The organism is Rathayibacter sp. CAU 1779 (assembly GCF_054551755.1).
On sequence record NZ_JBTOLK010000001.1, the window covers coordinates 568,039 to 592,212 of the forward strand.

The window sequence follows — 24,174 nt, forward strand, 5'->3', positions numbered from 1 at the left end:
TGTTCCGTATTCAGGACATATGACGACTCGAGCGCATATAGGGCCCCACTCTCCCGGTGTCCTGAATACGGAACGGAGTCGTGTCCTGAATACGGGAACGGAACCGGCTCGCCGCGCTGACGTAGCCCTGGTAGAGGCCCGCCGCGCCGTCGGCGACGACGGCCGGAGAGGGCTTCTGCAGTCATGGTTTCGCTCCGTCCAACCCGTATGCGATGAGCAGGACGGTCGCCAGAAAGCCGCAGAGGTAGTTCGCGACCAGAAACCAGCGCCATCCATGGTGTGCGCGCACCGAGTCGGCATCGGAGATCGTCACGTACGGAACGCTGAATCCGATGTACGGCACCACCAGCGTCGAGGCGAGCGGACCAGGCCACGCGGTGAACAGCATCAGGATGCCGGCCGCTGCCCAGCACCCGATGGCGAAGCGCACCGTCCATGCCGCTCCCATGACCGTCGCGACGGACGCGATCCCGGCAGCGCGGTCCGGTTCGATGTCCTGCACCGCGCCGAACGCGTGCGACGCCACGCCCCAGAGGAAGAAGGCGAGAAGGAGCACCGCGAGCTGCGGGGTGATCACCGCGCCCGCCAGCACGAGCCCGTAGACCGCGGGCGAGACGAAATGGATGCTCGAGGTGACCGAGTCGAGGAACGGCACCTCCTTGAAGCGCAGCCCGGGAACCGAGTACGCGGCGACGGCGAACAGGCTGACCGCGAGCACGATCCACGACGAAGGATCGCCGAGCGCCACCAGCGCCGCGACGAACGGCAGGCACAGAGCGATGGACACGATGAGCGTTGTGCCGTGCAGTCGCCGATCGAGGAGTGCTCCTTCGACGCCGCCCTTGCGCGGATTGGCGGCATCCGATTCGAAGTCGAAGACGTCGTTGATGCCATACATCGCCAGGTTGTACGGCACCAGGAAGAAGACCGTTCCCACGAAGAACGCCACGTCGACGGCGCCTGCGGCGAGGAGGTAGGCGGCAGCGAAGGGATATGCGGTATTGATCCAACTCACCGGGCGGGATGCCACGAACAGGCGGTGCGCCACGCCACGCGGAGACATCACGATCGTCATCGGCCCCGTCCTTCCTCGCTCATCGGTGCGACAGGTTCAGGAGTCTGCTCGGCGCAAGCTGCACCACTCGCCGACGGCTCGCCGATCGGCGGCCGCGCTCGGCGCGCCCCACCGACGAGCGACCACAGCGACGGAACCAACAGGATCGCCGCCAGGGGATAGGCGACGTCCTCGACCGGTGCCAATCCGAGACGAATACCCGAGAGGAATCCGTCGTCGTACCGAATGACGTCCGCGGCGATCAGCAGCGAATCGAACACGGCGGTCAACAGGACGACGGCGACCGACGAGAGCAGGGTCGGCGCCCACCACCGGCGAAGAGCCTCACGGCGCCCCCGGCGGTGCAGCACCACGGCCGTTGCGGCGACGACCGCCGCGGCGACCAAGAAGCCGAGGGCGAGGAGCGGGTAGGCGTCCGATCGGAGCATCCCGGGTCCGGTCAGAACCATTCTGAAGAGTTCCGCACCACCGACGCCGGACGTGCTCATCGCTCCGGTCCTTCCGGCGAGCGGAGCGTGTCGAGCAGCCGACGTGCGCCGAACAGCAGGACGGCGACGAGGTACACCAGAAAGGCGAGGAACACAGGCTCCTCGACCGGAAGCTGCGGAGCCAGCTGCACACCTGTGGTGAAGGGCGAGTCTCCGCGAAGGAAGATGCCGGCGGCGATTCCCGCGGCATCCCACAGCAGGAGGAAGACCATCGCCGTCGCGGTGACCACCGCAGCGCGGACGGGGGCACGCCAGAAGAACAGTCGCCAGCGCGCGTCGAGCAGGCACAGGCATCCGGATGCCCCGAGCAACGCCGCGAGATAGACGAACCTCATTCGCGCACCATCTCCCCGGCGGGCACCGGCTCGGGCGACGGGGACGCGGTCCGGTCGCCACGCAATCGCTTGAGCACGAGCTCAGCGCTGATCAGGCACATTGGCAGGCCGATGCCGGGAACAGTCGATCCGCCGGCGTAATACAAGCCTGCGACCCGCTTCGAAGCGTTCCCGGCACGGAGGAATGCACTCTGGCGAAGCGTGTGCGCCGGTCCGAGGGCCGTTCCCTTCCAGGCGTGCAGATCGAGTTCGAAGTCGCCCGGCCCGAGCGTACGGCGCACGACGATGCGGTCGGCGAGATCGGGGATGCCGGCCCACGTCGCGATCTGCGCGATCGCGGCATCAGCCGCGGCCTCCACCGTCGGCGATCCGGTGCCGTCGACGCCGCCGATCCCGATCGACGGATCGGCAGGTACCGGAATCAGCACGAACAGGTTGTCGTGACCCTCTGGCGCGACTGACGCGTCGCTCGCGCTCGGCCGGCAGACGTAGATCGACGCGGGGTCGGGCACGTGCGTCGGCTCCTGGAAGATCGCGCGGAAGTTCGCTTGCCACTCCCGGGTGAAGAACAGGGTGTGGTGCGCGAGCCGGGGCAAGCTCCCCCTCACTCCGGCCATGAGAAGCACCGCGCCGGGGCCTGCGACCCGACGCTCCCACCATGACTCGGGGTAGGTCTGCAGATGTTCCGGCAGCAGCGACGTCTCGGTGTGATGGAGGTCGGCGGCGCTCACGACCACATCGGCGTGCACGACGCGATCCGCTCCGTCACGGCGGTAGAGCACGCCTCTCGCAACCGCGCGCTGTCTGCGCCCGGTCACTCCGTCCTCGCGAGTCAGGATTCGGGTGACTCTGGCGTCGCGGATGATCGCGACGCCGGCGGACTCGGCCAGGCGCTCCAGTCCGTCGATGATCGACCGGAAACCGCCACGCGGATAGAGCACACCGGCATCCAGGTCGAGGTGACTCATCAGGTGGTACAGCGCCGGTGTCATGGCGGGCGATGAGCCAAGAAACACCGCGGGATACTCCAGCAGCTGCCGAAGACGGGGATCGCTGAACGAGCGCGCCGCGTGCTCGTCGAGGGATCGCAGCACCATCCGTGTGAGGCGGGGCGCCCGAGCGAGCAGGTCCGAGGAGAGAAGCGAGCGCTTCGACTCGAATGAGGTGTAGAGAAAGCGGTGGAGCGCGAGGTCGTAGGCATCCGCCGCCGAGTCGAGGTAGGCATCCAGTGCCGGTCCGCTGCCCCTCTCGATCCGCTCGAACAGCTCACGGACTCGCTCTCTCCCCTTCGGCACGTCGACCGGCTCGGGCTGCCCCTCGTAGTAGACGCGGTATCCGGGATCGAGGTCCACGAGATCGAGCTCGGAGCGCACGTCGGTTCCGAGCATCCGGTAGAAGTGCTCGAAGACCTCTGGAATCAGATACCAGGAGGGACCGGTGTCGAAGCGGAATCCGCCGCTCGACCACGTTCCGACACGACCGCCGAGAGTCGGGGATGCCTCGAGCAGCGTCACCGAGTCGCCCTCGCGCGCCAGCAACGCCGCTGTTGCGAGCCCCGCTATGCCGCCACCGATGACGATCGTGCGTCTGGCTGTTCCGTGCTCGTCGAGGTCCCCTGGCCGCCCTCGCCTGACATTCATCGTGCGATCCTCGGTGCCGGACGCCATGGCACGGGAGGGCGGCCGTTGCGACTGCTGATCGTGCGGAGCAGAATGACGAGCTTCTGCACATCGGGCACTCGCACGCGAGTGCGCATCAACTCGTCCGCGGGCGTGCGGTCGATGCGACGGCCCAGCGCGGCGAATAGGTCGTGTGCGACGCCGACAGCGGTGCGGCATCCTGCAGGAAGGTCAGGGATGACCAGGGCGGCAGCCCTCAGATCATCGTCGATCTCCGCGATGAGCTCGTGCTTGAGCTCCTCGGTGATCCCGCCGTCCGCCGTATCACCGAAGTACTCGCGGCCGCGATCCCCGATGTCACTGCCCAGATCGCGCAGGAAGTTCACCTTCTGAAATGCGGCACCGAGGCGTCGAGCCCCGTCGGTCAGTCGCTCGCAAGTGGCTGGATCCGGTCGTTCCCCTGTCGGCGTCGCGGCGAGGAACACCCGCAGGCACATCAGGCCGACGACCTCCGCGGAGCCGTAAACGTACTCGCCGAGCTCTGCGCTCGTGTAGTGCGTGCTCCCGAGATCCGATCGCATCGAGGCGAAGAACGGGGCGGTCAGATCGCGCCCGATGCCCGCTTTCGTCGCGGTGTGCGCAAACGCGTGCACGACGAGATTCGGGCTGAAGCCGCACCTCATCGCGTGTTCGGTCTCCGCTTCCAACTCGTCGAGGGCCGCACGTTGTGCCTCCTGCAGAAGCCCGGCCTGTTCCGCTGCCCCGTCGACGAGCTCATCCGCGACGCGCACCAGTGCGTAGACGGATGTCACCCCCGTTCGGTACTCCGGTGCGAGGAGTCGCACCGCTGCGCCGAAGGAGGTCGAGTATCGGCGGATGACCGTCGCCGCGCTTTCCTCGGCGGTACGGGTGTACAGCTCGAGGTCGGTCGTCGTGCGACCGTCGTGGTGGGGGCTCTTCTCGCCGGCAACGGCGCCCGCGGCGCCCTCCGGCGCGTCAGACCATCCCGCCCTGCGGACCGACACCGTCACGAGTGGCGCTCCGTCGCACGTCGCACGCACTCCTCGAGCACCGAGCGCAGTCGGTCGGGAACGATCGATTCGAACGCGAGCCGCAGGGCGGCATCCCGATTCCTCACGATCAGCCGCTCGGCCAGGTCGCGAGGCTGCGCATCGACCGGGTAGCGGACATCACTCACGCCCTCGGACATCGCCGTCAGGACGGTGACCTTTCCGTTGCGCCGGTCGCTTGCCACGCTCTTGCCGAGCACACGTTCATCGCCGAACGTGCCGAGCACGTCGTCGCGGAGCTGGAATGCCACGCCGACCGCCCTTCCGAACTCCCCGAGGAGGGACACCAGCTCGTCGCTCGCACCCGCGAGCAACGCCCCGGCCCGGAGCGGATCGCCGAACGAGTAGTGCGCGGTCTTGTCCTCCGTCATTGCAAGAACGTTCGCCAGGCTGGGTGTCGTGATCGAGCAGGAGAGCGCGATGTCGCTCTGCTCCCCCGCCGCCGTGCGGAAGATGGCGTCATCGAGCACGTCCTGGACCCGCCCTCGCAGCGGGTCTGGGAGCGCGGCACCGTCGATCAGCGTGTGCGCGCCGTGGATGAGCAGGTCCCCGGCGAGGATCGCGGATGCCTCGCCCCATCCTCGTGCCCGATCGGCGTCGACGCCGCGACGTTCCGCATCCGCGGCGAGCGCGCCGATAAGGTTGGCGCGACCGCGGCGCATCATGTCGCCGTCCAGCACGTCATCGTGCAGCAGGAACGCGGTGTGCAGCAGCTCGAAAGCCGCTGCGACGTCGACCGCCGCCGCCGGGAGAACACGCGTGCCCTCGTGAAGCGCAGTGTACGTCTCGACGACGAGTGCCGGCCGCAGCTTCTTTCCGCCGCGAGCGCTCTGTCTCATGGCGTTCCAGAGCTCGATGTAACGGCTGCCGAGCTGTGTGGCCCTGGCTTCCTGCTCGTCGAAGTATCGCTCGAGGCGATCCTCGACCTCGCCGACCGTCGCCGGCGAGCCGGTGGCGAGTGGAGTCAGTACGCTCATTTCGTCAGCCCGTCCTCACCCCTAATAGCTAGTCTGTCTAGATACTAGTAAGGCTAGCGAAATTCAGCAAGGCTCTCCACGATGAATGCTCAGGATCCCCCGGCCACTGGCGACGATGGAGGACGCCCGGATCCGTTCATCGACCCGCGGACCCTGGATCCAGAACGCGCCGTCGTCGACACTTCGGACCTCGCCGACGACGAGGTCGATCAGATCGTGCGGGTGCTCGCCGCGCTCCGTCGCTGGCGCGAGTCCGAGGAGGCGTCGCTCGACGAGTCCAGACGGACGATGCAACTCGGGCCGACCGACATGCGGGCCATGCGCTACCTGGTGGTTCTGAAGGGTCGAGGAGAACTGGCCACACCGAGCGGACTCGCGACCCATCTGGGCATCTCCACGGCGTCGGTCACGAAACTCCTCGATCGGCTCGAGGCGGCCGGCCACATCCAACGCCAACGACATCCGACGGACCGGCGAGGCGTCGTGATCATGCTCGCGCCCGACTCCCACCTCCGCGTCCGCGAGGTGATCGGCCGACGACACGGACGACGTTTCGAGCTCGCGAAGCAGTTGCGGCCCGACGAGCGCGAGACGGTCATCCGCTTTCTGAACGGGCTCAGCGAGACCTGAGCCGACCACATCGCGCCCGGAACCATCCGCGCACTTCGGTCTCGGGTACACCCCGGAACCGCAGAACGCCGGATTCCGATCCCTTCGCCTGAATTGCACGGGTGGCGAGGAGGGGATCGTCCCGGCAAAAGCGAAAGACTCGCGGTACGGGCCGGCTCTGCCGACTCGTACGTCGCTCGGGGCAGAATGGCCGGATGCCCTCGCCATCAGCCCGGATGCCCACGCCACCGGCATCGAGCGGGATCGACCTCTCCCTCGCCTATTGCGACGAGGTCGTCCGCCCGCTGCTCGCTGACCGCTTTCCCGGCATCCCGATCGCCGCCGGACGCCTCGGCACCGGATCCGACGTGCTCGGCCTCGACGACGCCACGTCGCGCGACCACGACTGGGGGCTGCGCCTGACCCTGTTCGTACCCGACGGCGACGTCGTCCCGGTCGACACGACTCTCGAGCGGATGCTCCCGCCCACGTTCCATGAGCTGCCCACCCGCTTCGCCTTCACCGGCGAATCCGTTGAGCGCCACCACATCGAGGTCACCACCGTCGCCGGTTTCCTGGATGCTCGACTCGGCTTCGACCCGCGCGCGGGCGTCACAGTCGAGGACTGGCTCTCGCTCACCGGGCAGGCGGCGCTCGAGGTCGTCGCCGGACCAGTCTTCGCCGACGACGACGGCGACCTCACGGCGGCGCGCGCCGCGCTGGAGTGGTATCCGGATGACGTGTGGCGCTACGTCCTCGCCTGCGACTGGACGCGACTGGCGCAGGAACTCCCCCTGATGAGTCGGGCAGGCGACACCGGCGACGACCGCGGATCCCGCATCATCGCCGCCCGCCTCGCCCACGTCGTGATGCATCTCGCATTCCTGCTCGAGCGCAGCTGGCCGCCGTACGCGAAGTGGTTCGGCACGCTGTTCGGCAGGCTGTCCTGCGCGGACGAGGTCGGCGCATCCGTCGATCACGTGCTGCGGGCGGATGCCTGGCAGGACCGCCAGCTCGGCCTCGCCGACGCGATGCGCACGCTGGCGACCGTGCAGAACGCGCTCGGGCTGACCGACGTGCCGAACGCCGCGATCCCGTTCTGGGACCGGCCGTACGTGCATCCGGATCCGGAGATCGAGCGGCAGCTGCTCGAGGGCATCCGGGACCCGAACGTACGGGCACTGCCTCGCGGACGCGGATCCGTCGAGCAGCGCACGGACAATGTGGACGTCCTCGTGGATCCGGTCGCGCGACGCGCGGCCGTCCACCTCGTCCCCTGACGCGCCCGCGTCCCTCTCGTCCCCCGACCCCACCCTCGTCCGGCTCATCCCCCGACCCATCCGTTCCGTGTTCAGGCGCACAGCCGTCTCGACCACATATGGACGCCGAAACGTCCCTCATCCTGAAGACGGAACAGGGAGGGGCGCCCGCGACGGACCAGCACAGGCAGGGTCGGCGGAGCGGAGCGACAGGGCGGAGCGACGGGACCGGCGGGGACCGGCGGAAGCTTCACCCGTTCCGTGTTCAGGCGCACAGCCGTCTCGACCGCATATGGACGTCGAAGCGTCCCTCATCCTGAAGACGGAACAGGGAGGGGCGCCGGGATGGGCGCCCCGGTGGGGCGGCGAAGCGGCGGGAGAGTCCCTGCGCATGTGGCGGGAAGAGCGGACGGCACAGGCGCGGGACCCGGCGGAAGCGTCCCTCTGCGTGGACGGGGAGGAGCGGTCAGGCCAGGCGACGGGCGGATCCCTTACGCGTAGAGCGGCAGCAGCTTCGCCTGCTCGACGAGCCACGGGCTGAACGCCCAGGGCGTGCTGCGCAGTGCCGCCGCGAGATCGGCCGGCGCCACTGCCGCATATTCGGCCACCTCGTCCGGGTTCGGCACCGGATCACCGACGGCCCGCGCGACGAAGACCGGGCAGAGCTCGTACTCGACGACCCCGTTCGAATCCACCGCCCGGTACCGGAAGTCCGGCAGCGCGAGTTCGAGCTCCTCGAGACGGATGCCCAGCTCGTGGCGCGCGTGCCGTCGCGCGGCATCCGCGAACTCCTCGCCGGGCGCCGGATGCCCGCAGAATGCGTTGGTCCACACCCCCGCGAACGTGCGCTTCGACAGCGCTCGTCTGGTGACGAGCAGGCGACCGTCCTCGAGCAGTACGTGGCACGAAAAGCCCAGATGAAGCGGTGTTTCCGCACTATGGATGGATGCCTTCTCGGCCGTCCCGATCGGGGATCCCGCTTCATCGATCAGCACGACACGGGTGGGATCGATGGCGCGTGCCGACGCTTCGGCCGGATGATCGCTCATCGGTCCTCGACTCGTTCCGTGAACTCGACCATCCAGATCGAGATCACGAGGCGGCGCGCCGCTCCGCGGCTCGCGCGACCGTGTCCACGAGCGACTCGGCTGTGCGATCCGTGGCGACGGCGTCCACGCGGAGGCCGATGGCCCGGGCGTCGCGGGCGGTACGGGGTCCGATCGCGGCGACGAGTGTGGCATCCGGGACAGGTCCGAGCTGCAGCTGCACCTGTTCCGCAACGCTGCCCGAGGTGACGAGGATGGCGCTGATGCGTCCGGAGGCGACATCCGCGACCACGTTCTCCGCCACCGGGATGCCGATCGTGCGATAGGCGACAACGGACTGCACGTCGTGGCCGAGCGCGGAGAGCCCGTCGGTCAGCGTGGTCTTCGCGATCTCACTGCGCAGCGTCAGAACGCGCAGCGGCACGAGTCCACGCGTGGCCTGCGGCCACTCGTCGAGCAGACCCGTCGCGGAGCTGTCGTCGGCCGGAACGAAGTCGGCACGGAAGCCTGCGGCGAGCAGCGCCGCTGCGGTCGTCTCGCCGACGGCGGCGATGTGCGTGTGCGCCGGGATGCGCGCCTGATGCGCCGACAACACGTCGACGGTGGTGGCGCTGGTGATGGTCACCCAGTCGAACTCGCCGGCGGCGAGCGCCCGAAGCGCCCGCACCAGGGTCTCCTCGTCGGAGGTCGGCGCGAAGTTGATCATGGGCGCGACGACGGGCGATCCGCCGTAGGCGCGGATGTCCGCGGCGACGGAGTCCCCCCACGGACCGCCGCGAGGCACGAGCACGCGCCATCCGGCGAGCGGTTTCGGACCCTGCGTCGGGATCGGACCCGTCGAGCCGGCGGTCATCGGGATCCTCCGAGCGGTGCGAGGTCGGCGGCGCCCGCGGCGAGGAGTTCCTCGACGACGCGCTTCGCGGCATCCTCAGCGGCCTCGAGCAGGGCAGCCTGCCCGTTGCCCTCGAGACTTGCGGCGTGCGACGAGGTGAGTCGCTCGGATCCGTCCGGCTTGTAGACCGTCGCCGTCAGGAACAGCAGACCGTCCTCGACGAGCGCGGTGGCCGCGAGCGGCGCTGCGCAGCCGGCTTCGAGTCCGGCGAGCACCGCGCGCTCCGCCGCGACGTTGCCGTGGGTCGTCACGTTGTTCACGACGCCGAGCGCCTTCGCGAGCGCTCGTCCGGCCGCCGAGGTGTCCTTCTCGGCGCGGGTTTCCAGTGCCAACGCTCCCTGTCCGGGTGCGGTCGGCCAGTCGGAGAGGTCGAAGTGCTGGGTGGCGGCATCCGCTCGTCCCAGGCGTGCGAGACCGGCAGCGGCGAGGATGATCGCGTCGAGCCTGCGGTCGTCCTCGGCATCGCCGAACACGCGTGAAAGCCGGGTGTCGATGTTGCCGCGGATGTCCACGACCTCCACGTCCGGACGCGCCGCCTTGAGCTGCGCGACGCGCCGAGGCGATCCGGTGCCGATCCGCGCCCCCTCGGGCAGCGTCTCCAGCGTCAGGCCGTCACGCGCGCACAACACGTCGCGGGCGTCGGCGCGCTTGGGCACAGCAGCGAGCACGATCTGCGGATGCGGCGCCGTCGGCAGATCCTTCAGCGAGTGCACCGCCACGTCGATCTCGCCGTTCACCAGCGCGTCCCGCAGTGCGGACGTGAAAACGCCGGTTCCGCCCAGCTGCGAGAGTGACTCGGTCGCCGTGTCGCCGTGGGTGGTGATCGTCTTCAGCTCGATCTCGAGACCGGATGCCTTACCCAGCAGGTCGGCCACCTGGCGCGTCTGCGCCAGGGCCAGGGCACTGCCGCGAGTGCCGATGCGCACCTTTCCGACCTGGGCCGTCATCACGCGTCGACCTTCTCCGCGCGCGCACCGACCGGTTCATGGTCGGGCCACGGGCCGAGATCGGTCAGGTGCGGACGCTGCTGAAGCGGCACGTCGTTCAGACGCTCTTCGATGAGGTCGACGAGTCCCGCGACAAAGGCCGGGTGCGTGCCTGGCGTCGGAACGCGCACAGAGCGCAGTCCGTTCTCGGCCGCGGTGGTGGTGGCCTCGTTGTCGAGGTCCCAGACCACCTCCATGTGGTCGCTGACGAATCCGAACGGCACGATGATCACGGCCTTGGTGAGTCCGGCGGCGGCCAGGTCTGCGATGGCGTCGTTGATGTCCGGCTCCAACCACGGCGTGCGCGGGTCGCCGGAGCGCGACTGGTAAACGAGGGACCAGGGGATGCCGGCTGCCGCCTGCTCCGAGATCGCGTGCGCGACAGCGCAGTGCTGCGCGACATAGGCGCCGCCCTTGCCGAACTGCGGACCGGATGCCTCTGCCGCGGAGCTCGGGATGGAGTGCGTCACGAACAGAACGTGGATGTCGTCGCGGGCGACGGCATCCGCTGCTCCCTCGCCCGACTCAGACGTCAACTCGGCGACCGCCGCCTCGACGCCTTCGATCAGCGGGGTGACGAATCCTGGGTGGTCGAAGTACTCGCGGATGCGGTCGATCGACACTTGGTCGGCGAGTCCCGTGTCGGCGAGCGCCTTCTCGAAGTCTTCGCGGTACTGCCCGACGCCGGAGTACGACGTGTATGCGCTGGTGACCAGTGCGAGCAGGCGGTCGTGACCTGCCTCGTGGGCCTCGCGCACGGCATCCGCGAAGTACGGATCCCAGTTGCGGTTGCCCCAGTGGATGGGAAGACGGATGTCACGCCTCGCCAGCTCCGCCTCGAGCGCCGCCTTCAGCCGACGGTTCTGCTCGTTGATGGGGCTCACACCGCCGTGTGCGCGGTAGTGGTGCGCGACCTCTTCGAGTCGCTCGTCCGGGATTCCCCTCCCCCGCGTCACGTTGCGCAGAAAGGGGATGACGTCGTCCTGGCCTTCCGGCCCGCCGAAGCTGGAGAGCAGGATCGCGTCGTATGTCGTCATTGCAAGACCTCGGGTATGTCTGTCACAGGTATGCGCCGACCCGTGTAGAAGGGGACCTCCTCGCGCACGTGCCTGCGGGCATCCGTGGCGCGAAGGTCGCGCATCATGTCGACGAGATCGACGAGATTGTCTGACTCCATCGGCAGCAGCCACTCGTAGTCGCCGAGGGCGAACGCGGCGACGGTGTTGGCCAGCACCGAGCGGAACGCCGCACCCTTTCGCCCGTGGTCGGCGAGCATACGGCTGCGCTCGGCATCGGGGAGAAGATACCACTCGTAACTGCGCACGAACGGGTAGACGGTGAGCCACTGCCGCGGCTCGAGTCCGCGGAGGAAGGCGGGCACGTGCGCCTTGTTGAACTCGGCAGCGCGGTGCACGCCCATGGCGTTCCAGGTGGGCAGCAGGTCGCGCAGCAGAGCGGTGCGACGGATGCGACGCAGTGCGCTCTGCACGTCCTCTGGCACCGGCCCGTGCAGCCAGACCATGAGGTCGGCGTCGGACTTCAGCCCCGAAACGTCGTAGAAGCCGCGGATCGTGACACCGGTCGCCTCCACGTCGGAGACGGCCGAGGCGAGTTCGGCGGTGGCTGCGTCGAGTTCGGAAGAGTCACGAGAAAGGAGGCGGGACGGATCCCGGCGCAGCACGGCCCACAGGGTGAAGCCGTCGGGCTGGTCGGCTGCTGATCCGGGCTCGCCGGATGCCTCGGGTGACGGGTGAGAAGCGGGGGAAACGGATGCCGCATCGGCGGCCGCCGGGTGAGTCATGGCATCCAGTCTCCCCCGTTCTCCCCGGTCGGGCAAAAGCAGCGGTGCCCGTGCCACCGGTCTCGCCGGACGGTCAACCCCTTGGCCTGAGCGCGTGTTTGAACGCATGCTGAACAAATGGCAGGAATCTCCTGCGATGAACCGAATAAATCCGGGCTTCGTGGTGTTGATAGATGCAAATGTCTGAATCGTTGAAGAACTCCAGCCGTGTCGTGGAGCAGTCCTCTGCGAGCACGACCACGCGGCGCAAGCGTCCCAGCCGCGCCAAGGCCAAGCCGATCATGGATGCCCGTGCGAAGGTGATCTCCGCCTTCCCGTGGGCGCAGAACCTGTCGTATACCGAGCAGCAGCAGTTTGCGGAGGAGCTCGCGCACCACCCGCGCGACCTCCCGAACGGCCAGCTCGAGGCCTTGATCGTCTCCTGGAAGCAACGCGCCCGCCGAGCGGCATAGGAATCCGCCCGGTCACACCAACCGAACAACCACCACCAGGCCGACCGACGTCGACGCCCGCGGGGCGCGGCGACGGGCGGCCTTTTCATGTGCGGATGCCGTGCGTCGCCTCGTTCACGGCGGCCTCCGCGCGCCGATCGGTGCCGATCGACTCACAGTGGACTGATGCTGCCGCACGCTAGCGTCCCGTTCCATGGGATCCGTCCGCACTGTCGTCCGCGTCAGCACGTTGCTACTGGTCGGTGCCGCAGTGCTCGGCGCGGTCGCCGGATGCTCGGCCGCAGGATCCGTACCGACCAAGGCGCCGACATCCGTCACCACGACGACGCCCGCATCGACACCGACGCCCAGCGCGGCCGCCACCGCCGGCCCGTCGACCGTCGCCTTCGCCTCGCTCGCCATCGGCGACTGCCTCACGCTGCCCGCCGGATCCGACCAGGAAGCACCCGCAACGGCACCCGTCGTGCCGTGCGCGCAGGCGCACTCGTCTGAGGTGTACGCGCTGCCTGGCCTGCAAGGCTCCGCGTTCCCCGGTGACGACACGGTGACGGCGCAGGCCGACGACGCCTGCCAGAGCGCCTTCGCCGGATACGTCGGTGTCGACGTCTACGACACCCAGCTCAACTTCAGCACCTTCACGCCGAGCCAGGCCGACTGGAACGCCGGCCTCACCCACGCCACCTGCGTCGTGTTCTCCACACAGGGCGACACGACGGGCAGCGTGAGGGGCATCGGGAGCGGGATGCCGCCGGTTGCTGGGTGAGGGGGGCGCCGCCCCACCGCAGCGCCCCCGTCACCCCTTGAGGTTGAGGTGCACGAGCACGCGCACCGGTTCCGCCTCCGTCGCACCCGTGACCGAGAGCCGGAGCCAGTTGCCGAAAACGGTCGCGGTCAGTTCGACGACCGACTCGTCGCGCGCGAGGGCGACAGCGGGTTCGCGGCGGATCCAATGGATCCCGTCTGGCGACACCTCGACGGCAACGGCCAGTTCCGGATGCTCGCCCTCGGTCTGGAGGAAGAACACCGCCTCGGTCGCCCAGCCGGCTTCGTACGGGAGCGTGGAGTGGTCATCCGCGATCCAGGTGCGTCGTTCCAGGACGGTGGTGTAGGTCGTCTGCACGGTTCAGGCTTTCTCGCAGGGCGGTCGGCGGAACGGTCGGCGGATCATTCGGTCGAGTAGACGACCGAGTCCAGGAACAGGTGCACGGATCGATCGGTGTCCGTTTCGACGAAGAAGACCGGATTGATCAGGTTGTCGATCGACTTGTAGCCGGGTGTCAGGGTCGGAGCGAGCCCTCTCATGTCGAACACCCTGTCCATGGACTGAAGCTCGATGTACTCTCGCCGCTTCACGTCGACGGTGAGACGGAGGTAGAGCCAGTTCAGCTTGTCGGGGCTCTCGTTGTAGAGCAGATCCTGTTCGCCGTCCGGCAGCCACTGGAATCCGTCCGCAGACCCGTCCTCATGGCGACGTCCGTACCACTGGGCGTCGACACCGGGGACGGCCCAGCCGTTCTCCACCCCGAAGTTCCAGTCGGCACGCGTGACGCCGTCAGCGACGTGGTAGTACTGCCAGCGCTTGACGGGCTTCCCGCCAAGCGCATTCACGTAGCGCACGCCTGGCATGTAGCGGAACTCCGGATCCTGCACGTCGAAGAAGAAGCCGAAGGCTCGCATGTCCTCTTCGCCGAGCCCCACGCGATCCTGCGCGGGCGTGTAGGCGTACCAGGTCTCGATCTGGATGGTCGACGGATCTCCGAACCGGCTCAGTCGCTTGATCGCGTGACCCATGCTTCCCGGATGCGGCGGATCCGTGTGCGGCCCGCCGGTCGGCGCCGTCGTGAGCTTGAGCGAGTACGTTCCCTCCATCGATCCGTGCGAGGCGGCGAACCGCATCGACGCCGAGCTGAGCATGGTCGGTGCCCAGCTGGAGAGGTCGACGACCGAGGGAAACGACTCGTAGTCGTCGTACACGTAGTTCGGCGTGAGGTCGAGCCATCCGTTGAACCCGTGGTCGAAGTCGTCGTACGTGATCACACGCTCGAGTGGATTGAACCGCTCGAGACCGCGCTCATAGCTGAGGAACTTCTGCACTGCGTCTCCCTTGTGGATCCGTCTCGGGCGCGGCGGCGTACGCGGGCGCCACGTTGTCGTGGTCGACGATCGCGCCCTGCTCGATGAGGGCACGTCGAAGTGCGGCGAAGTCCATGTGCGACATGCTGTGGCCGTCGCGCGCGCTGAGCGCTGCCGCTGTCCCAGCTCCCTGACCCATCGCCATGCACGTGGCCATCACCCGCACGGATCCGAATCCGGGACCGTCGGCGCTGAGACAGCGGCCGGCGGTCACCAGGTTGACGCTCCCCTTCGGCACGAGGCAGCGGAACGGAACGTTGTAGCTCTTGCGCGGAACGACGAAGTCGTTCTGCTCGTTGCTGTCGACCGAGTGGATGTCGATCACGTGAGCACCCTTGGCGATCGTGTCAGGGAACGCCTTCGGGTTCAGGACGTCGTCGCGCGTCAGTTGGTACAGCCCGACGATGTGATAGGTCTCGCGCACGCCCGTCTGGATGCCGGATTTCGCGAGCCAGGCATCCTTGAACTCCGGGAAGTTCTCGCGCAGCACGTCGACGATGAGGTGGAGGTTCTCGCGCAGACTGCACTCCGTGCGCGTGAAACGCTCGGGATCGCTGGCGTCTGTCGCCTCGCGCAGCAGGTTGATGCTGACCATGCCGTCGTGGAAGAACTCGCTGATCCACGGGCCGCCGAAGATGGGGATGTCGCCGGCGCGATTGAGCTCGCCGAGCCGGTCGCGGATGGTGTCCGAGACCGGCAGCACACCGCCGACGGCGTCGCCGAAGAGCCCGGCGAGCGCATCGGTGTCGACGCCGCCGAGCTGGAACCAGAGCGTCGCAGGCTGAAGGACGTCGCCCTTCACGACCTCGAATCCCGCAGACCGCACGAGATCGGCATCCCCTGTGCAGTCGACGAAGACCGAGCCCTCGTACGCGACGCGGCCCGCTTTGTTCTGCAGGATGACGTGGGTCACCCGTCCGTCGGCCGTCACGCACTCCGAGAACCAGGAGTGGTACAGCAGCGTGACGCCGCTGTCGAGAAGGAGTCGTTGTGCCGCGAGCTTCAGGATCTCGTCGTTGACCGGATAATTGCCGCTCTCCATCGTCACGTCCGCCCCGCCGAGCGCGGCGGCATCGGTGAGCAGCTCGAACGGGATGCCGGCGATGTGCTGCTCGCCGTTCACCCGGAACTCGCTGACGGGAGTGACGAGCGCGCTGGTCGCCATGCCGCCGACGAAGCCGTAGCGCTCGACCAGGAGCGTCTTCGCGCCGTTGCGTGCAGCGGCGACGGCGGCGATCACGCCGGCCGGACCGCCACCGCAGACGATGACGTCGTAGCTGCCGACGACGGGGACGTCGCGGCTCGGCTCGCTGATGCGCCCGAGAACGGATGCATCAGATTCGATGGCGGACACTGGGCCATTCCTCCCGGTCGGGATGATCGCGCGAGAGCGACGCGTCGGCGCCGCTCTCGCGCGCTGGATGAGGTCGGTGCTACTTGGTGAGGTAGGCCGAACTCCAGTCGATGAACTCCGTCGGAGGGATCTTCACGCCCTTGACGGTGTCCAGGTAGGCCAGGTTCGACTTGGTCTGGAACAACGGGATGGCCGGCGCATCCTTCGCCATGATGTCCACGGCCTGCTTGTACAGCGTCTTGCGCTGCGCGGCGTCCGTCGACTGCTGCGCCTGGGTGAGGATCTTGTCCAGATCGGGATTGCAGTATCCGAGCCGCTTGGCTGCACAGCTGTACAGGCGGTTCAGCGTGTAGTCGGCGTCACCGGTGACCGTCTGGTTCGGCTGCACGTCCATGTCCCACTTCAAGGCGCTGAAGTCGGCCAGCCAGCTCGCTCCGTCCTCCGCTCGCGGCGTCACGGTGATCCCGATGGACTTCCATGCGGAGATCATGGCCTTGGTGAGGTTGTCGAGTCCGGAGTTGGCCGTGCTGTAGATGATGTCCACGGTGAATCCGTTCGGGTATCCGGCGTCGGCCAGCAGCTTCTTAGCGTCCGCGATGTTGTGCTTGGGCATCCCCGATGCCGCGACGCAGCCGAAGGCCGCCGATGGGCAGAACGAGTCCATCGTGGATGCCGTGCTGCCGTAGAGCGTCTTCACGATCGTCGACAGGTCGAGCGCTTCCCACATGGCCGTTCGCACGCGCACATCGGTGAGCGGCGAGTGCTGGTTCTCGAACCAGAGGAAGTAGTACGTCAGGCTGGGCGCCTGCGTGAGCTTCACATTCGACATCGACTTGATGGTCGGAATCTGGTCGTTGGTCACGTCGTCGAGCACCTGCGCCTGACCGTTCGAGAGCGCTGTGATCTTCGCGTTGGTGTCGGTGATCAGCTTGAAGGTGACGGTCTTGAGCTTCGCCTTCTTGCCCCAGTAGTCGTTGTTCCTGGTCAGCGTCACGTGGTCGTTCGGCACGTAATCGGTGAGCACGAACGGACCCGTGCCGAGTGGTTTGCTCCACCAGGCGTCGTCCGTCGCGTGGGACCCCTCGCCGATGTATACGAGCGAGAGGATGCCGACCAGCGTTCCGGTCGGGGCGCTGGTGTGGATGGTGAAGGTGTCGGGCGTGTCGGCACTGGTCGACGTGATGATGGCCAGGGATGCGGCGAGCGCCTGCTTCTGCGCGATGTACCTTTCGAGCGATCCCTTCACGTCGGCGGAGGTGAACTCCTGCCCGTCGCTGAACGTGACGCCCTTGCGGAGCTGGAAGACGAGGGTGGTCGGATCCGTCCATTTCCAGGACGTCGCCAGCTGCGGCTGCGGCACGGACTTGCTGTCCAGTTTCACCAGAGCCTGCATGACGTTGGTGAGCACCTGGTTGGTTCCCATCTCCAGCGGCGCCTTCGTCGGATCGACGCTGGGCACGGCGTAGTTGGGAACGTACGTGAGGTTCTGCTGCGAATCGGGGAGCGGCGTGGCTGAGGAGCCGGAGCCGCTCGAGTCTCCGGCTGTGCAGCCGGTGAGGGCAAGGACGATGGCGGCGGCCGCTGCGGCCACCCCCAACGCGGCCTTGCGGCGGAGGGATGTCATTGCGATCTCCTTTGATTCATTGACACGTGGCGCTGGTGGGGTTCACCGATCGGCGGGCATCCGTTGAACGCCTGTGGACGATGTCCGGGAGGAATCGGTGGACGGGATGACGGGGCGGAGCGGATCGCATCATGGCGCCGGCTCCAACCATGGGCGCACGACGGGAACAGCCTTCAGCAGGGCCTTGGTGTAGGCATCCTGCGGCTGCTCGAAGAGCTGTCGTGCCGTTCCCTCCTCGACGACCACGCCCTTGTTGAGCACGAGAACGCGGTCGCAGATGTGCTCGATGACCGAGAGGTCATGCGAGATGAACAGGTAGGAGAGGCCGAGCTCCGCCTGCAGGTCTTCGAGCAGGTTGAGCACCTGGGCCTGTACCGAGACGTCGAGCGCCGACACGGCCTCGTCGCAGATGATCAGCTTGGGCTTCAAGGCGAGGGCCCTCGCCACACCGATGCGCTGGCGCTGACCCCCCGAGAACTGGTGCGGATAGCGGTCGGAGTAGTCGGGGTTGAGACCGACGCGTTCCATGAGTGTCTTCGCCTGCTCGGTCCACTCGCGACGTGCGACGACTCCCGGATGCACGCGCCACGCCTCCGCGATGAGGTCGCGCACCGTGAGCCGCGGGTTGAGCGACGCGAACGGATCCTGGAAGACCATCTGCATGTCGCGGCGAACGCCTTTGAGCCGGCGGGGCGACAGATGGGCGATGTCCCGTCCCTCGAACCGGATCGTGCCGCCGTCCGGCTCGACCAGGCCGATGATCGTGCGCGCGATGGTCGACTTGCCCGACCCGGACTCCCCGACCAGCCCGACCGTCTGCCCGCGATCGATGTCGAAACTCACGTCGCTGACGGCGAGGTTCTCGCCGACCTTCCGAAGGAGAACGGACGACCGGATCGGATACGCCACTCTGAGCCGCTGCACGCTGAGCAGCGGGGTTGCTACGGCCTCAGCCATGGCTCAGCACCTCCTCGGTTCGGTGACAGGCAGCCTCGTGTCCGGCGTTCCAGCCCTCCGGCTGCCGCAGCTCGGGGACGATCGTTCGGCAGGTCGCCGTCGCGAACGGACAGCGCGGGTGGAACGCGCATCCGCTGGGCACGGCGAGCAGATTGGGCGGCGCGCCCACGATGGGCGTGAGCCGCTCACCGGCCATCACGTTGCTGGGGATGGAGTTCAGCAGCCCGACGGTGTACGGGTGCGCCGGCCGGTCGTAGACCTCGCGGATCCGCCCGGTCTCCACGATGCGGCCCGCGTACATGATGGCGGCGCGCTCGGCGACGTCCGCCACCACTCCGAGATCGTGGCTGATCAGGATCATCCCCATGCCGGTCTCCGCCTGGAGATCGGCCAGCAACGACATGATCTGCTTCTGAACGGTCACGTCGAGAGCCGTGGTCGGCTCATCGGCGATCAGCAGCCGGGGCTGGAGGGCGATCGCCATCGCGATCATGATGCGCTGCCGCTGACCGCCCGAGAACTGGTGCGGATAGTCGCGGATGCGCCGCACGGCATCCGGGATGCCCACCCGCTCGAGCAGATCGAGTGCCTTGCCCCACGCGGCGCGCTTGCTCATCCCGAGGCGCCGACGGAACGGCTCAGCGACCTGGTAGCCGACACGGAACACCGGGTTCAGGGAGCTCAGCGGGTCCTGGAAGATCATCGCGATCTCGGTCGCGCAGAGAGCTCGTACCTTCTTGACCGGTGCGGAGGCCAGGTCCGTTCCCTTGTAGAGGATCTGCCCTCCGGTGATCGATCCGGCAGGCTTCGGGAGGAGCGCCATGATCGCCTGGGCGGTGACCGACTTGCCCGAACCGGACTCTCCCAGGATGGCCAGGGTCTCGCCCTCGTGCACGTCGAAGCTCACACCGTCGAGCGCGTGGACCGCTCCGCCGGAAGTCGAGAAGTCGACCTTCAGGTCCTGCACGCTCAGCAGCGATCCGCTGTCCGCCGCGGTCGCGGCCTTCGTGCCCTGGGTCATCGTCATCATGCGCTCCGCAGCCTGGGATCGAACCGGTCCCGTAGCGCGTCACCGAGCACGCCGGTCGCGAGTACCAGGATGGCGAGCGCGATGCCGGGCAGGGTCGAGATCCACCACGCGATGGTCAGGTACTGCGTGCCGTTCGCGATCGTGCTGCCCAGGCTGGGAGTGCCGACCGGAACACCGACACCCAGGAACGACAGGGCTGCCTCGGCGAGGATGACCTGTCCGAACTCGACGGTCGCGACGACCAACACCGGTGCCATGCTTCCCGGCAGCAGCGTGCGGAAGATGAGATGACCGTGGCCGGCGCCCAGCGTGCGTGCCGCCTCGACGTACTCTCGACCCTTCAGCGCCAACGCCTGACTGCGGGCGACGCGCGCGAACACGACCCAGTTGGCGATGGACAGCACGATGATCACGTTCAGCACGCCCTGGCCGAGCACGGAGGCGATGAGGATCGCCAGCAGGATCGAGGGGAATGCGAGCTGGATGTCCGCGAGCCGCATGAGCGCCGTGTCCGACCAGCCGCCGAAGTATCCGGCGAGCATTCCGAGCAGCACGCCGACGACCCCCGCGACGAGCAGGGTCGCGGCGCCGACGACGAGCGAGACGCGGACGCCGTCCATCATCTCCGCGAAGAGGTCGGAGCCGACCTGATCCGTGCCGAGGATGGCGACGGATCCGTCGGACAGCACGGTCCCCGGCGGCTTGAGCCGGTTCAGCAGATCGGTGTGCAACGGGTCGTAGTGGTACAGGATCGGCACGACGATCGCACCGATCACCATGAGACCGATGACGACGAGGGGGATCACGATCCGAGCGGTGACGGCGCCGCGTGGACGGCGGGCGCTCTGCGCGGTCTGCACGACGAGCGTGCGCGGCATAGTCGTCACTTCGCGAGCCTCACTCTCGGGTCGAGGTACGCGTACAGCAGGTCGACGATCAGGTTGATGATCACGAATCCGGCCGCGATGACGAGCACGCAGGCCTGGGCGACGTTGTAGTCGCGCACCTGGATCGACGAGACCAGCAGCCTCCCGATGCCGGGGAACGAGAAGACGGTCTCGGTGATGACGGCGCCGCCGAGGAGGGTGCCGAACTCGAGCCCGATGACCGTGACGATCGGGATGAGCGCGTTGCGCACGGCGTGCGGGAAGATCACGGTGTGCTCGGCCAGTCCTTTCGCGCGCGCGGTCTGGATGTAGCCCTCGCCGATCACTTCGAGCAGACCGCTCCTGGTGAGGCGCGTCAGGATGGCGATGAAGGGGAGCGCCAGCACGATCGTCGGCAGGATGAGGCTCTGCAGGCTCACCAGGCCGGCGCTGGGCAGCCATTTCAACGTGCGGGAGAACACGAGCAGGAGCACGACGCCGACCCAGAACCCCGGCAGCGACTGCAGGATGAGGGAACCGATGCTGACGATGCGGTCACCGGCGCGGTTGACCTGGAGCGCCGCCAGAAGCCCGAGGGGGAAGCTGACGATCAGAGCCAGCGCGCAGGCCAGCACCGCGAGGAGCGCCGTGTTCGGCAGCACCTGCGCGATGAGCTGCGAGGCCGGAATGCCCTGCGTGTACGAGTTGCCGAGATGTCCGGTGAGCAGATTGCCCAGGTACTGCACGTACTGCACGAACATCGGCTGATCGAGACCCATCTGGTGTCGAAGTGCGGCCAGCTGCGCCGGTGTCGCGGTCTCACCCGCGATCATCAGCGCCGGATCCGCCGGCACGATCCGCACGATCACGAAGACGACCGAGGCGACACCCCACAACACGAAGACGGCCAGCAGCAGTCGGCGAACGATGTAGCCGAGCATTCTCACCTCCGTCGGTGATGCTGCTGGCTCCGACGTGGGAGCCACCGTCGCAACATTATCGTTCATGAACAATGGACCCTCGGGATATGCCTTGTCAACCGTTCCCAGATCCTTGTTTTTCCGCGGGTCGTGACCGGATGCTTCAACCAACCCTTGACTGCAGGGGTGCCCTTTGACATCAATTTTCGGTAACGCTAATGTTGCGGTCACCATCGCAGGGAAGCGATCCCGCTCACCGCGAGGCACGGGCGAGGAGTGACTGTGACAGATCCTGGAACCGCGAGCATCGCTGCGGAGCTACGGGAGGCCATCCGCAGCAGCGACCCGCGCCTGTCGAAGTACTCCCCGCTGAGACGCATCCTCGCCGTCGACGATTTCAACGACGGCCTGCACGGATGGGTCGAGCTCGGCGGCAACTACAACGGTCGCGGCGACCTTGAATCGCTCGATCACCACTTCAGGGACTTCCGTCCGCCGCAGCTCTCGAACGCGAACTTCTTCGACGTGGGAACCCACGGGGGAATGACCGGCACCTATTCGATGAAGCTTGCGACGCGAGCGCACAGGGGGCACACGGCCACGAGCATCCGCCGACTCACGATGAGCGGCCGTGGCCTGCTGCAGATCGAGGCCTACCTGACGTGGAAGACGGAGGCGAACCTGTCAGGGAGCGAGGCGGAGGCGAACACCTATGGGGACATCACGTGGGACGCCAACGCCCACCCGTCGGAGGCGCAGTTCGGTGCTTTCACCGTCGCCACCGACCTCTGCGGGGAGGGCGTGCGCTATCACAACGTGATGCGCTTCGTGAATTCCGACTGGGATGGCCACCTCGTCCAGCGCTGGGCGTATCCCGTCGTTCCGGAACCGACGCCCCACGAACGATGGGCGGGCGAACACGACTACGGATACGCCGCGGACTTCACGGCTCCGAACCCCGACGACTGGCGCTTCGTCAACGATGACAGGGTCGAGAGCTGCTACAACGAGGTCCCCACGAAGATCAACTGGCACTACCTGCGCTTCGTCGTGGACACCAGCACGCGTCGCAACGTGGAGTTGCAGTTCAACGACACGGTCATCGACCTCACCGACGTGCCGGTGCCGGCATACGCCGACAAGTATGAATCGCTGGAGAACCTCCTCAACTTCTACTTCTCGGTGCGCACGCTGAGCGGTGTGCGCAACTTCCTCTTCCTGGACTCCGTCGTCATCTCGGCAGATTGGTGAGAAGCACCATGCGTCAGTCGCAAAGCGCCGTGCTGGAGCGGGGATTCGAGCTCACCGGCATCCACACCACCGAACCGTTCGAAGTGGCCTGGGCCGGCGAGGCCAGATGGTTCGTGCAATTCCTCCGAGAGGCGCCGGGCACGTCGGTAAGATTCCACGTGCAGATCTCGCCGGACGGCATCGACTGGCTCGATCACGAGTCGTCGGCCGGAGTCGAGACGGCGGCGGTCGGCATGGTGTCCATTCCCGTCGAGAGTTTCGGTCACTGGCTCCGGCTGCGCACGGAATCCGTCTCCGGTGACGACGCACCCCTCGTGCGCATCTACCTCGAACTGAAGGAGTGACCGGGGCGTGTCATGACCAGGATGACGATGGGACCGAAGCGACAGACCCTGCAGGATGTCGCCCAGGCGGTCGGCCTGTCCGTGAACACCGTCTCGCGGGCTCTCAACGACATGCCCGGAGTGAGCGACGCCACGCGAGCGCGCATCAAGCTCGAGGCGGAGCGGATCGGATACGTGCCCAACGCGCACGCGCGATCCCTCGTTCTCGGCTCACGCAAGACCATCGGAGTCGTCGTGACGGATCTCGCGAATCCGTTCTTCAACGACCTGGTCAGCGAGATCGAAGAACAGGCGATCAGCGCCGGCTACACACTTCTGCTCCTTCTTTCGGATGAGGATCCCGAGCGTGAGCAGGTCGCCGTCGAGACGGCGCTGCGGTCGGGAGTCGACGGACTCATCGGCGTTCCCGTGCAGGGCCGGACCAACCCGTGGTCCGCCGTCACGCGAGCCGGCATCCCTCTCGTTCTCACGGCACGCGAGCTTCCCGACCTCGGCGTCGACTTCTACTCGAACGACAACGAGGCCGGCCGCCGCATGACCACCGAGGTGGTCATCGAGCGCGGCGCGACAGACATCATGGTCATCGAGGAAGACCTGCACATCTCGACGGTCGAGCATCGCATCGCGGGGTTCCGCACCGCGCTCGAGGCGAAGGGGATCCCGTTCGACTCGAAGAGGCTGGCGTTCGTACCCTCCCGTCGCACCATGCGGGGCTCGTCGCTGTGGCGTGGCGAAGACGCGTACCGAGTGGTGAGCGATCTGCTCGAGACCGGCCGCGTTCCGGACGCCTTCCTGGTCGGGAACGACTACTTCGCACTCGGGCTGTACACGGCGCTGCGCGAGCGCAGAATCCGGATTCCGGAGGACGTGCTCGTCATCGGATGGGGGGACTACCCGTTCTCCCGCTTCCTCGACCCGCCGCTGTCCACCCTGCGGCTGCCGTCCGCCGAGGTCGCCAGGCGATCCACCTCCCGCCTGCTCGCGTTGCTCGACGGAACGGCGGAGCCGGGACCTGTCGTCGAATACACGCAGCCGGAACTCGTGCTGCGTGCCTCCACCAACCGCTGACCGACCACGAAGGGTGAG

General features: G+C 67.4%; 26 protein-coding genes. 7 read left to right on the forward strand and 19 right to left on the reverse strand.

Features of this window, described 5'->3' with window-relative positions:
• Positions 1–181: 181 nt before the first annotated feature.
• From ACX9R5_RS02435 to ACX9R5_RS02460, 6 genes are read right to left on the reverse strand one after another with little or no spacing between them, the layout of a single operon-like run.
• Positions 182–1,075 carry a prenyltransferase gene (locus ACX9R5_RS02435; protein WP_459407419.1) on the reverse strand — a complete coding sequence of 298 codons (894 nt, stop codon included), beginning with the start codon at positions 1,073–1,075 and terminating at the stop codon, positions 182–184.
• A complete protein-coding gene (locus ACX9R5_RS02440) occupies positions 1,072–1,563 on the reverse strand; it encodes a lycopene cyclase domain-containing protein (protein WP_459407420.1) in 492 nt (163 codons plus the stop codon). Before ACX9R5_RS02440 ends, ACX9R5_RS02435 begins: the two co-directional genes overlap by 4 nt.
• Positions 1,560–1,898 carry a lycopene cyclase domain-containing protein gene (locus tag ACX9R5_RS02445; protein WP_459407421.1) on the reverse strand — a complete coding sequence of 113 codons (339 nt, stop codon included), beginning with the start codon at positions 1,896–1,898 and terminating at the stop codon, positions 1,560–1,562. The genes ACX9R5_RS02440 and ACX9R5_RS02445 overlap by 4 nt, the downstream gene beginning before the upstream one ends.
• Positions 1,895–3,538 carry a phytoene desaturase family protein gene (gene crtI, locus ACX9R5_RS02450; RefSeq protein ID WP_459407422.1) on the reverse strand — a complete coding sequence of 548 codons (1,644 nt, stop codon included), beginning with the start codon at positions 3,536–3,538 and terminating at the stop codon, positions 1,895–1,897. The genes ACX9R5_RS02445 and crtI overlap by 4 nt, the downstream gene beginning before the upstream one ends.
• Positions 3,535–4,548 carry a phytoene/squalene synthase family protein gene (locus ACX9R5_RS02455; RefSeq protein WP_459407423.1) on the reverse strand — a complete coding sequence of 338 codons (1,014 nt, stop codon included), beginning with the start codon at positions 4,546–4,548 and terminating at the stop codon, positions 3,535–3,537. Before ACX9R5_RS02455 ends, crtI begins: the two co-directional genes overlap by 4 nt.
• Positions 4,545–5,564 (reverse strand): polyprenyl synthetase family protein, encoded by a 1,020-nt coding sequence (locus ACX9R5_RS02460; protein ID WP_459407424.1) that lies wholly within the window; start codon positions 5,562–5,564, stop codon positions 4,545–4,547. Before ACX9R5_RS02460 ends, ACX9R5_RS02455 begins: the two co-directional genes overlap by 4 nt.
• Before the next feature lie 81 nt (positions 5,565–5,645).
• Between ACX9R5_RS02460 and ACX9R5_RS02465 the strand changes: the two genes are divergently transcribed.
• Positions 5,646–6,194 carry a MarR family winged helix-turn-helix transcriptional regulator gene (locus ACX9R5_RS02465; protein WP_459407425.1) on the forward strand — a complete coding sequence of 183 codons (549 nt, stop codon included), beginning with the start codon at positions 5,646–5,648 and terminating at the stop codon, positions 6,192–6,194.
• 194 nt (positions 6,195–6,388) lie between these two features.
• On the forward strand, positions 6,389–7,453 hold the full coding sequence (locus tag ACX9R5_RS02470) for a DUF4037 domain-containing protein (RefSeq protein WP_459407426.1): 1,065 nt from the start codon (positions 6,389–6,391) through the stop codon (positions 7,451–7,453).
• Between the two features lie 470 nt (positions 7,454–7,923).
• Here the strand turns inward: ACX9R5_RS02470 and idi are convergent, their stop codons facing one another.
• The 5 genes from idi to hemQ are packed head-to-tail and all read right to left on the reverse strand — an operon-like array spanning position 7,924 to position 12,157.
• Positions 7,924–8,481 carry an isopentenyl-diphosphate Delta-isomerase gene (gene idi / locus ACX9R5_RS02475; protein ID WP_459407427.1) on the reverse strand — a complete coding sequence of 186 codons (558 nt, stop codon included), beginning with the start codon at positions 8,479–8,481 and terminating at the stop codon, positions 7,924–7,926.
• Between the two features lie 43 nt (positions 8,482–8,524).
• Positions 8,525–9,331, reverse strand: a complete 807-nt coding sequence (locus ACX9R5_RS02480; protein ID WP_459407428.1) for a uroporphyrinogen-III synthase — start codon at positions 9,329–9,331, stop codon at positions 8,525–8,527.
• Complete coding sequence (gene hemC / locus ACX9R5_RS02485) at positions 9,328–10,317, reverse strand: hydroxymethylbilane synthase (RefSeq protein WP_459407429.1); 990 nt, start codon at positions 10,315–10,317, stop codon at positions 9,328–9,330. Before hemC ends, ACX9R5_RS02480 begins: the two co-directional genes overlap by 4 nt.
• Positions 10,317–11,393, reverse strand: a complete 1,077-nt coding sequence (locus ACX9R5_RS02490) for a ferrochelatase (protein ID WP_459407430.1) — start codon at positions 11,391–11,393, stop codon at positions 10,317–10,319. The genes hemC and ACX9R5_RS02490 overlap by 1 nt, the downstream gene beginning before the upstream one ends.
• Positions 11,390–12,157: a hydrogen peroxide-dependent heme synthase gene (gene hemQ, locus ACX9R5_RS02495; RefSeq protein WP_459407431.1), complete on the reverse strand. Its 768-nt coding sequence runs from the start codon at positions 12,155–12,157 to the stop codon at positions 11,390–11,392. The genes ACX9R5_RS02490 and hemQ overlap by 4 nt, the downstream gene beginning before the upstream one ends.
• 179 nt (positions 12,158–12,336) lie before the next feature.
• Between hemQ and ACX9R5_RS02500 the strand changes: the two genes are divergently transcribed.
• Both ACX9R5_RS02500 and ACX9R5_RS02505 read left to right on the forward strand, forming a co-directional pair.
• The gene (locus ACX9R5_RS02500; RefSeq protein ID WP_459407432.1) at positions 12,337–12,609 is read left to right on the forward strand and encodes a hypothetical protein; all 273 of its coding nucleotides are present in this window, start codon (positions 12,337–12,339) and stop codon (positions 12,607–12,609) included.
• Between the two features lie 193 nt (positions 12,610–12,802).
• The gene (locus tag ACX9R5_RS02505) at positions 12,803–13,372 is read left to right on the forward strand and encodes a septum formation family protein (RefSeq protein WP_459407433.1); all 570 of its coding nucleotides are present in this window, start codon (positions 12,803–12,805) and stop codon (positions 13,370–13,372) included.
• 30 nt (positions 13,373–13,402) lie between these two features.
• Here the strand turns inward: ACX9R5_RS02505 and ACX9R5_RS02510 are convergent, their stop codons facing one another.
• The 8 genes from ACX9R5_RS02510 to ACX9R5_RS02545 form a co-directional block, all read right to left on the reverse strand.
• Entirely contained in the window at positions 13,403–13,729 is a 327-nt protein-coding gene (locus ACX9R5_RS02510) for a DUF6385 domain-containing protein (protein ID WP_459407434.1), read from the reverse strand.
• Positions 13,730–13,773: 44 nt separating this feature from the next.
• A complete protein-coding gene (locus ACX9R5_RS02515; RefSeq protein WP_459407435.1) occupies positions 13,774–14,703 on the reverse strand; it encodes a DUF6772 family protein in 930 nt (309 codons plus the stop codon).
• The gene (locus ACX9R5_RS02520; RefSeq protein ID WP_459407436.1) at positions 14,681–16,096 is read right to left on the reverse strand and encodes an FAD-dependent oxidoreductase; all 1,416 of its coding nucleotides are present in this window, start codon (positions 16,094–16,096) and stop codon (positions 14,681–14,683) included. Before ACX9R5_RS02520 ends, ACX9R5_RS02515 begins: the two co-directional genes overlap by 23 nt.
• Positions 16,097–16,175: 79 nt before the next feature.
• On the reverse strand, positions 16,176–17,720 hold the full coding sequence (locus ACX9R5_RS02525; RefSeq protein WP_459407437.1) for an ABC transporter substrate-binding protein: 1,545 nt from the start codon (positions 17,718–17,720) through the stop codon (positions 16,176–16,178).
• Between the two features lie 129 nt (positions 17,721–17,849).
• Positions 17,850–18,677, reverse strand: a complete 828-nt coding sequence (locus ACX9R5_RS02530; RefSeq protein WP_459407438.1) for an ABC transporter ATP-binding protein — start codon at positions 18,675–18,677, stop codon at positions 17,850–17,852.
• Entirely contained in the window at positions 18,670–19,704 is a 1,035-nt protein-coding gene (locus tag ACX9R5_RS02535; RefSeq protein WP_459407439.1) for an ABC transporter ATP-binding protein, read from the reverse strand. The genes ACX9R5_RS02530 and ACX9R5_RS02535 overlap by 8 nt, the downstream gene beginning before the upstream one ends.
• Positions 19,704–20,585 carry an ABC transporter permease gene (locus tag ACX9R5_RS02540; protein ID WP_459409016.1) on the reverse strand — a complete coding sequence of 294 codons (882 nt, stop codon included), beginning with the start codon at positions 20,583–20,585 and terminating at the stop codon, positions 19,704–19,706. Before ACX9R5_RS02540 ends, ACX9R5_RS02535 begins: the two co-directional genes overlap by 1 nt.
• A gap of 5 nt (positions 20,586–20,590) precedes the next feature.
• Complete coding sequence (locus tag ACX9R5_RS02545) at positions 20,591–21,514, reverse strand: ABC transporter permease (protein WP_459407440.1); 924 nt, start codon at positions 21,512–21,514, stop codon at positions 20,591–20,593.
• A gap of 261 nt (positions 21,515–21,775) precedes the next feature.
• Between ACX9R5_RS02545 and ACX9R5_RS02550 the strand changes: the two genes are divergently transcribed.
• From ACX9R5_RS02550 to ACX9R5_RS02560, 3 genes are read left to right on the forward strand one after another with little or no spacing between them, the layout of a single operon-like run.
• The gene (locus ACX9R5_RS02550; protein WP_459407441.1) at positions 21,776–22,744 is read left to right on the forward strand and encodes a DUF6772 family protein; all 969 of its coding nucleotides are present in this window, start codon (positions 21,776–21,778) and stop codon (positions 22,742–22,744) included.
• Positions 22,745–22,752: 8 nt separating this feature from the next.
• Positions 22,753–23,088 (forward strand): DUF6385 domain-containing protein, encoded by a 336-nt coding sequence (locus tag ACX9R5_RS02555; protein WP_459407442.1) that lies wholly within the window; start codon positions 22,753–22,755, stop codon positions 23,086–23,088.
• A gap of 27 nt (positions 23,089–23,115) precedes the next feature.
• The gene (locus tag ACX9R5_RS02560; RefSeq protein WP_459407443.1) at positions 23,116–24,156 is read left to right on the forward strand and encodes a LacI family DNA-binding transcriptional regulator; all 1,041 of its coding nucleotides are present in this window, start codon (positions 23,116–23,118) and stop codon (positions 24,154–24,156) included.
• Positions 24,157–24,174 lie beyond the last annotated feature (18 nt).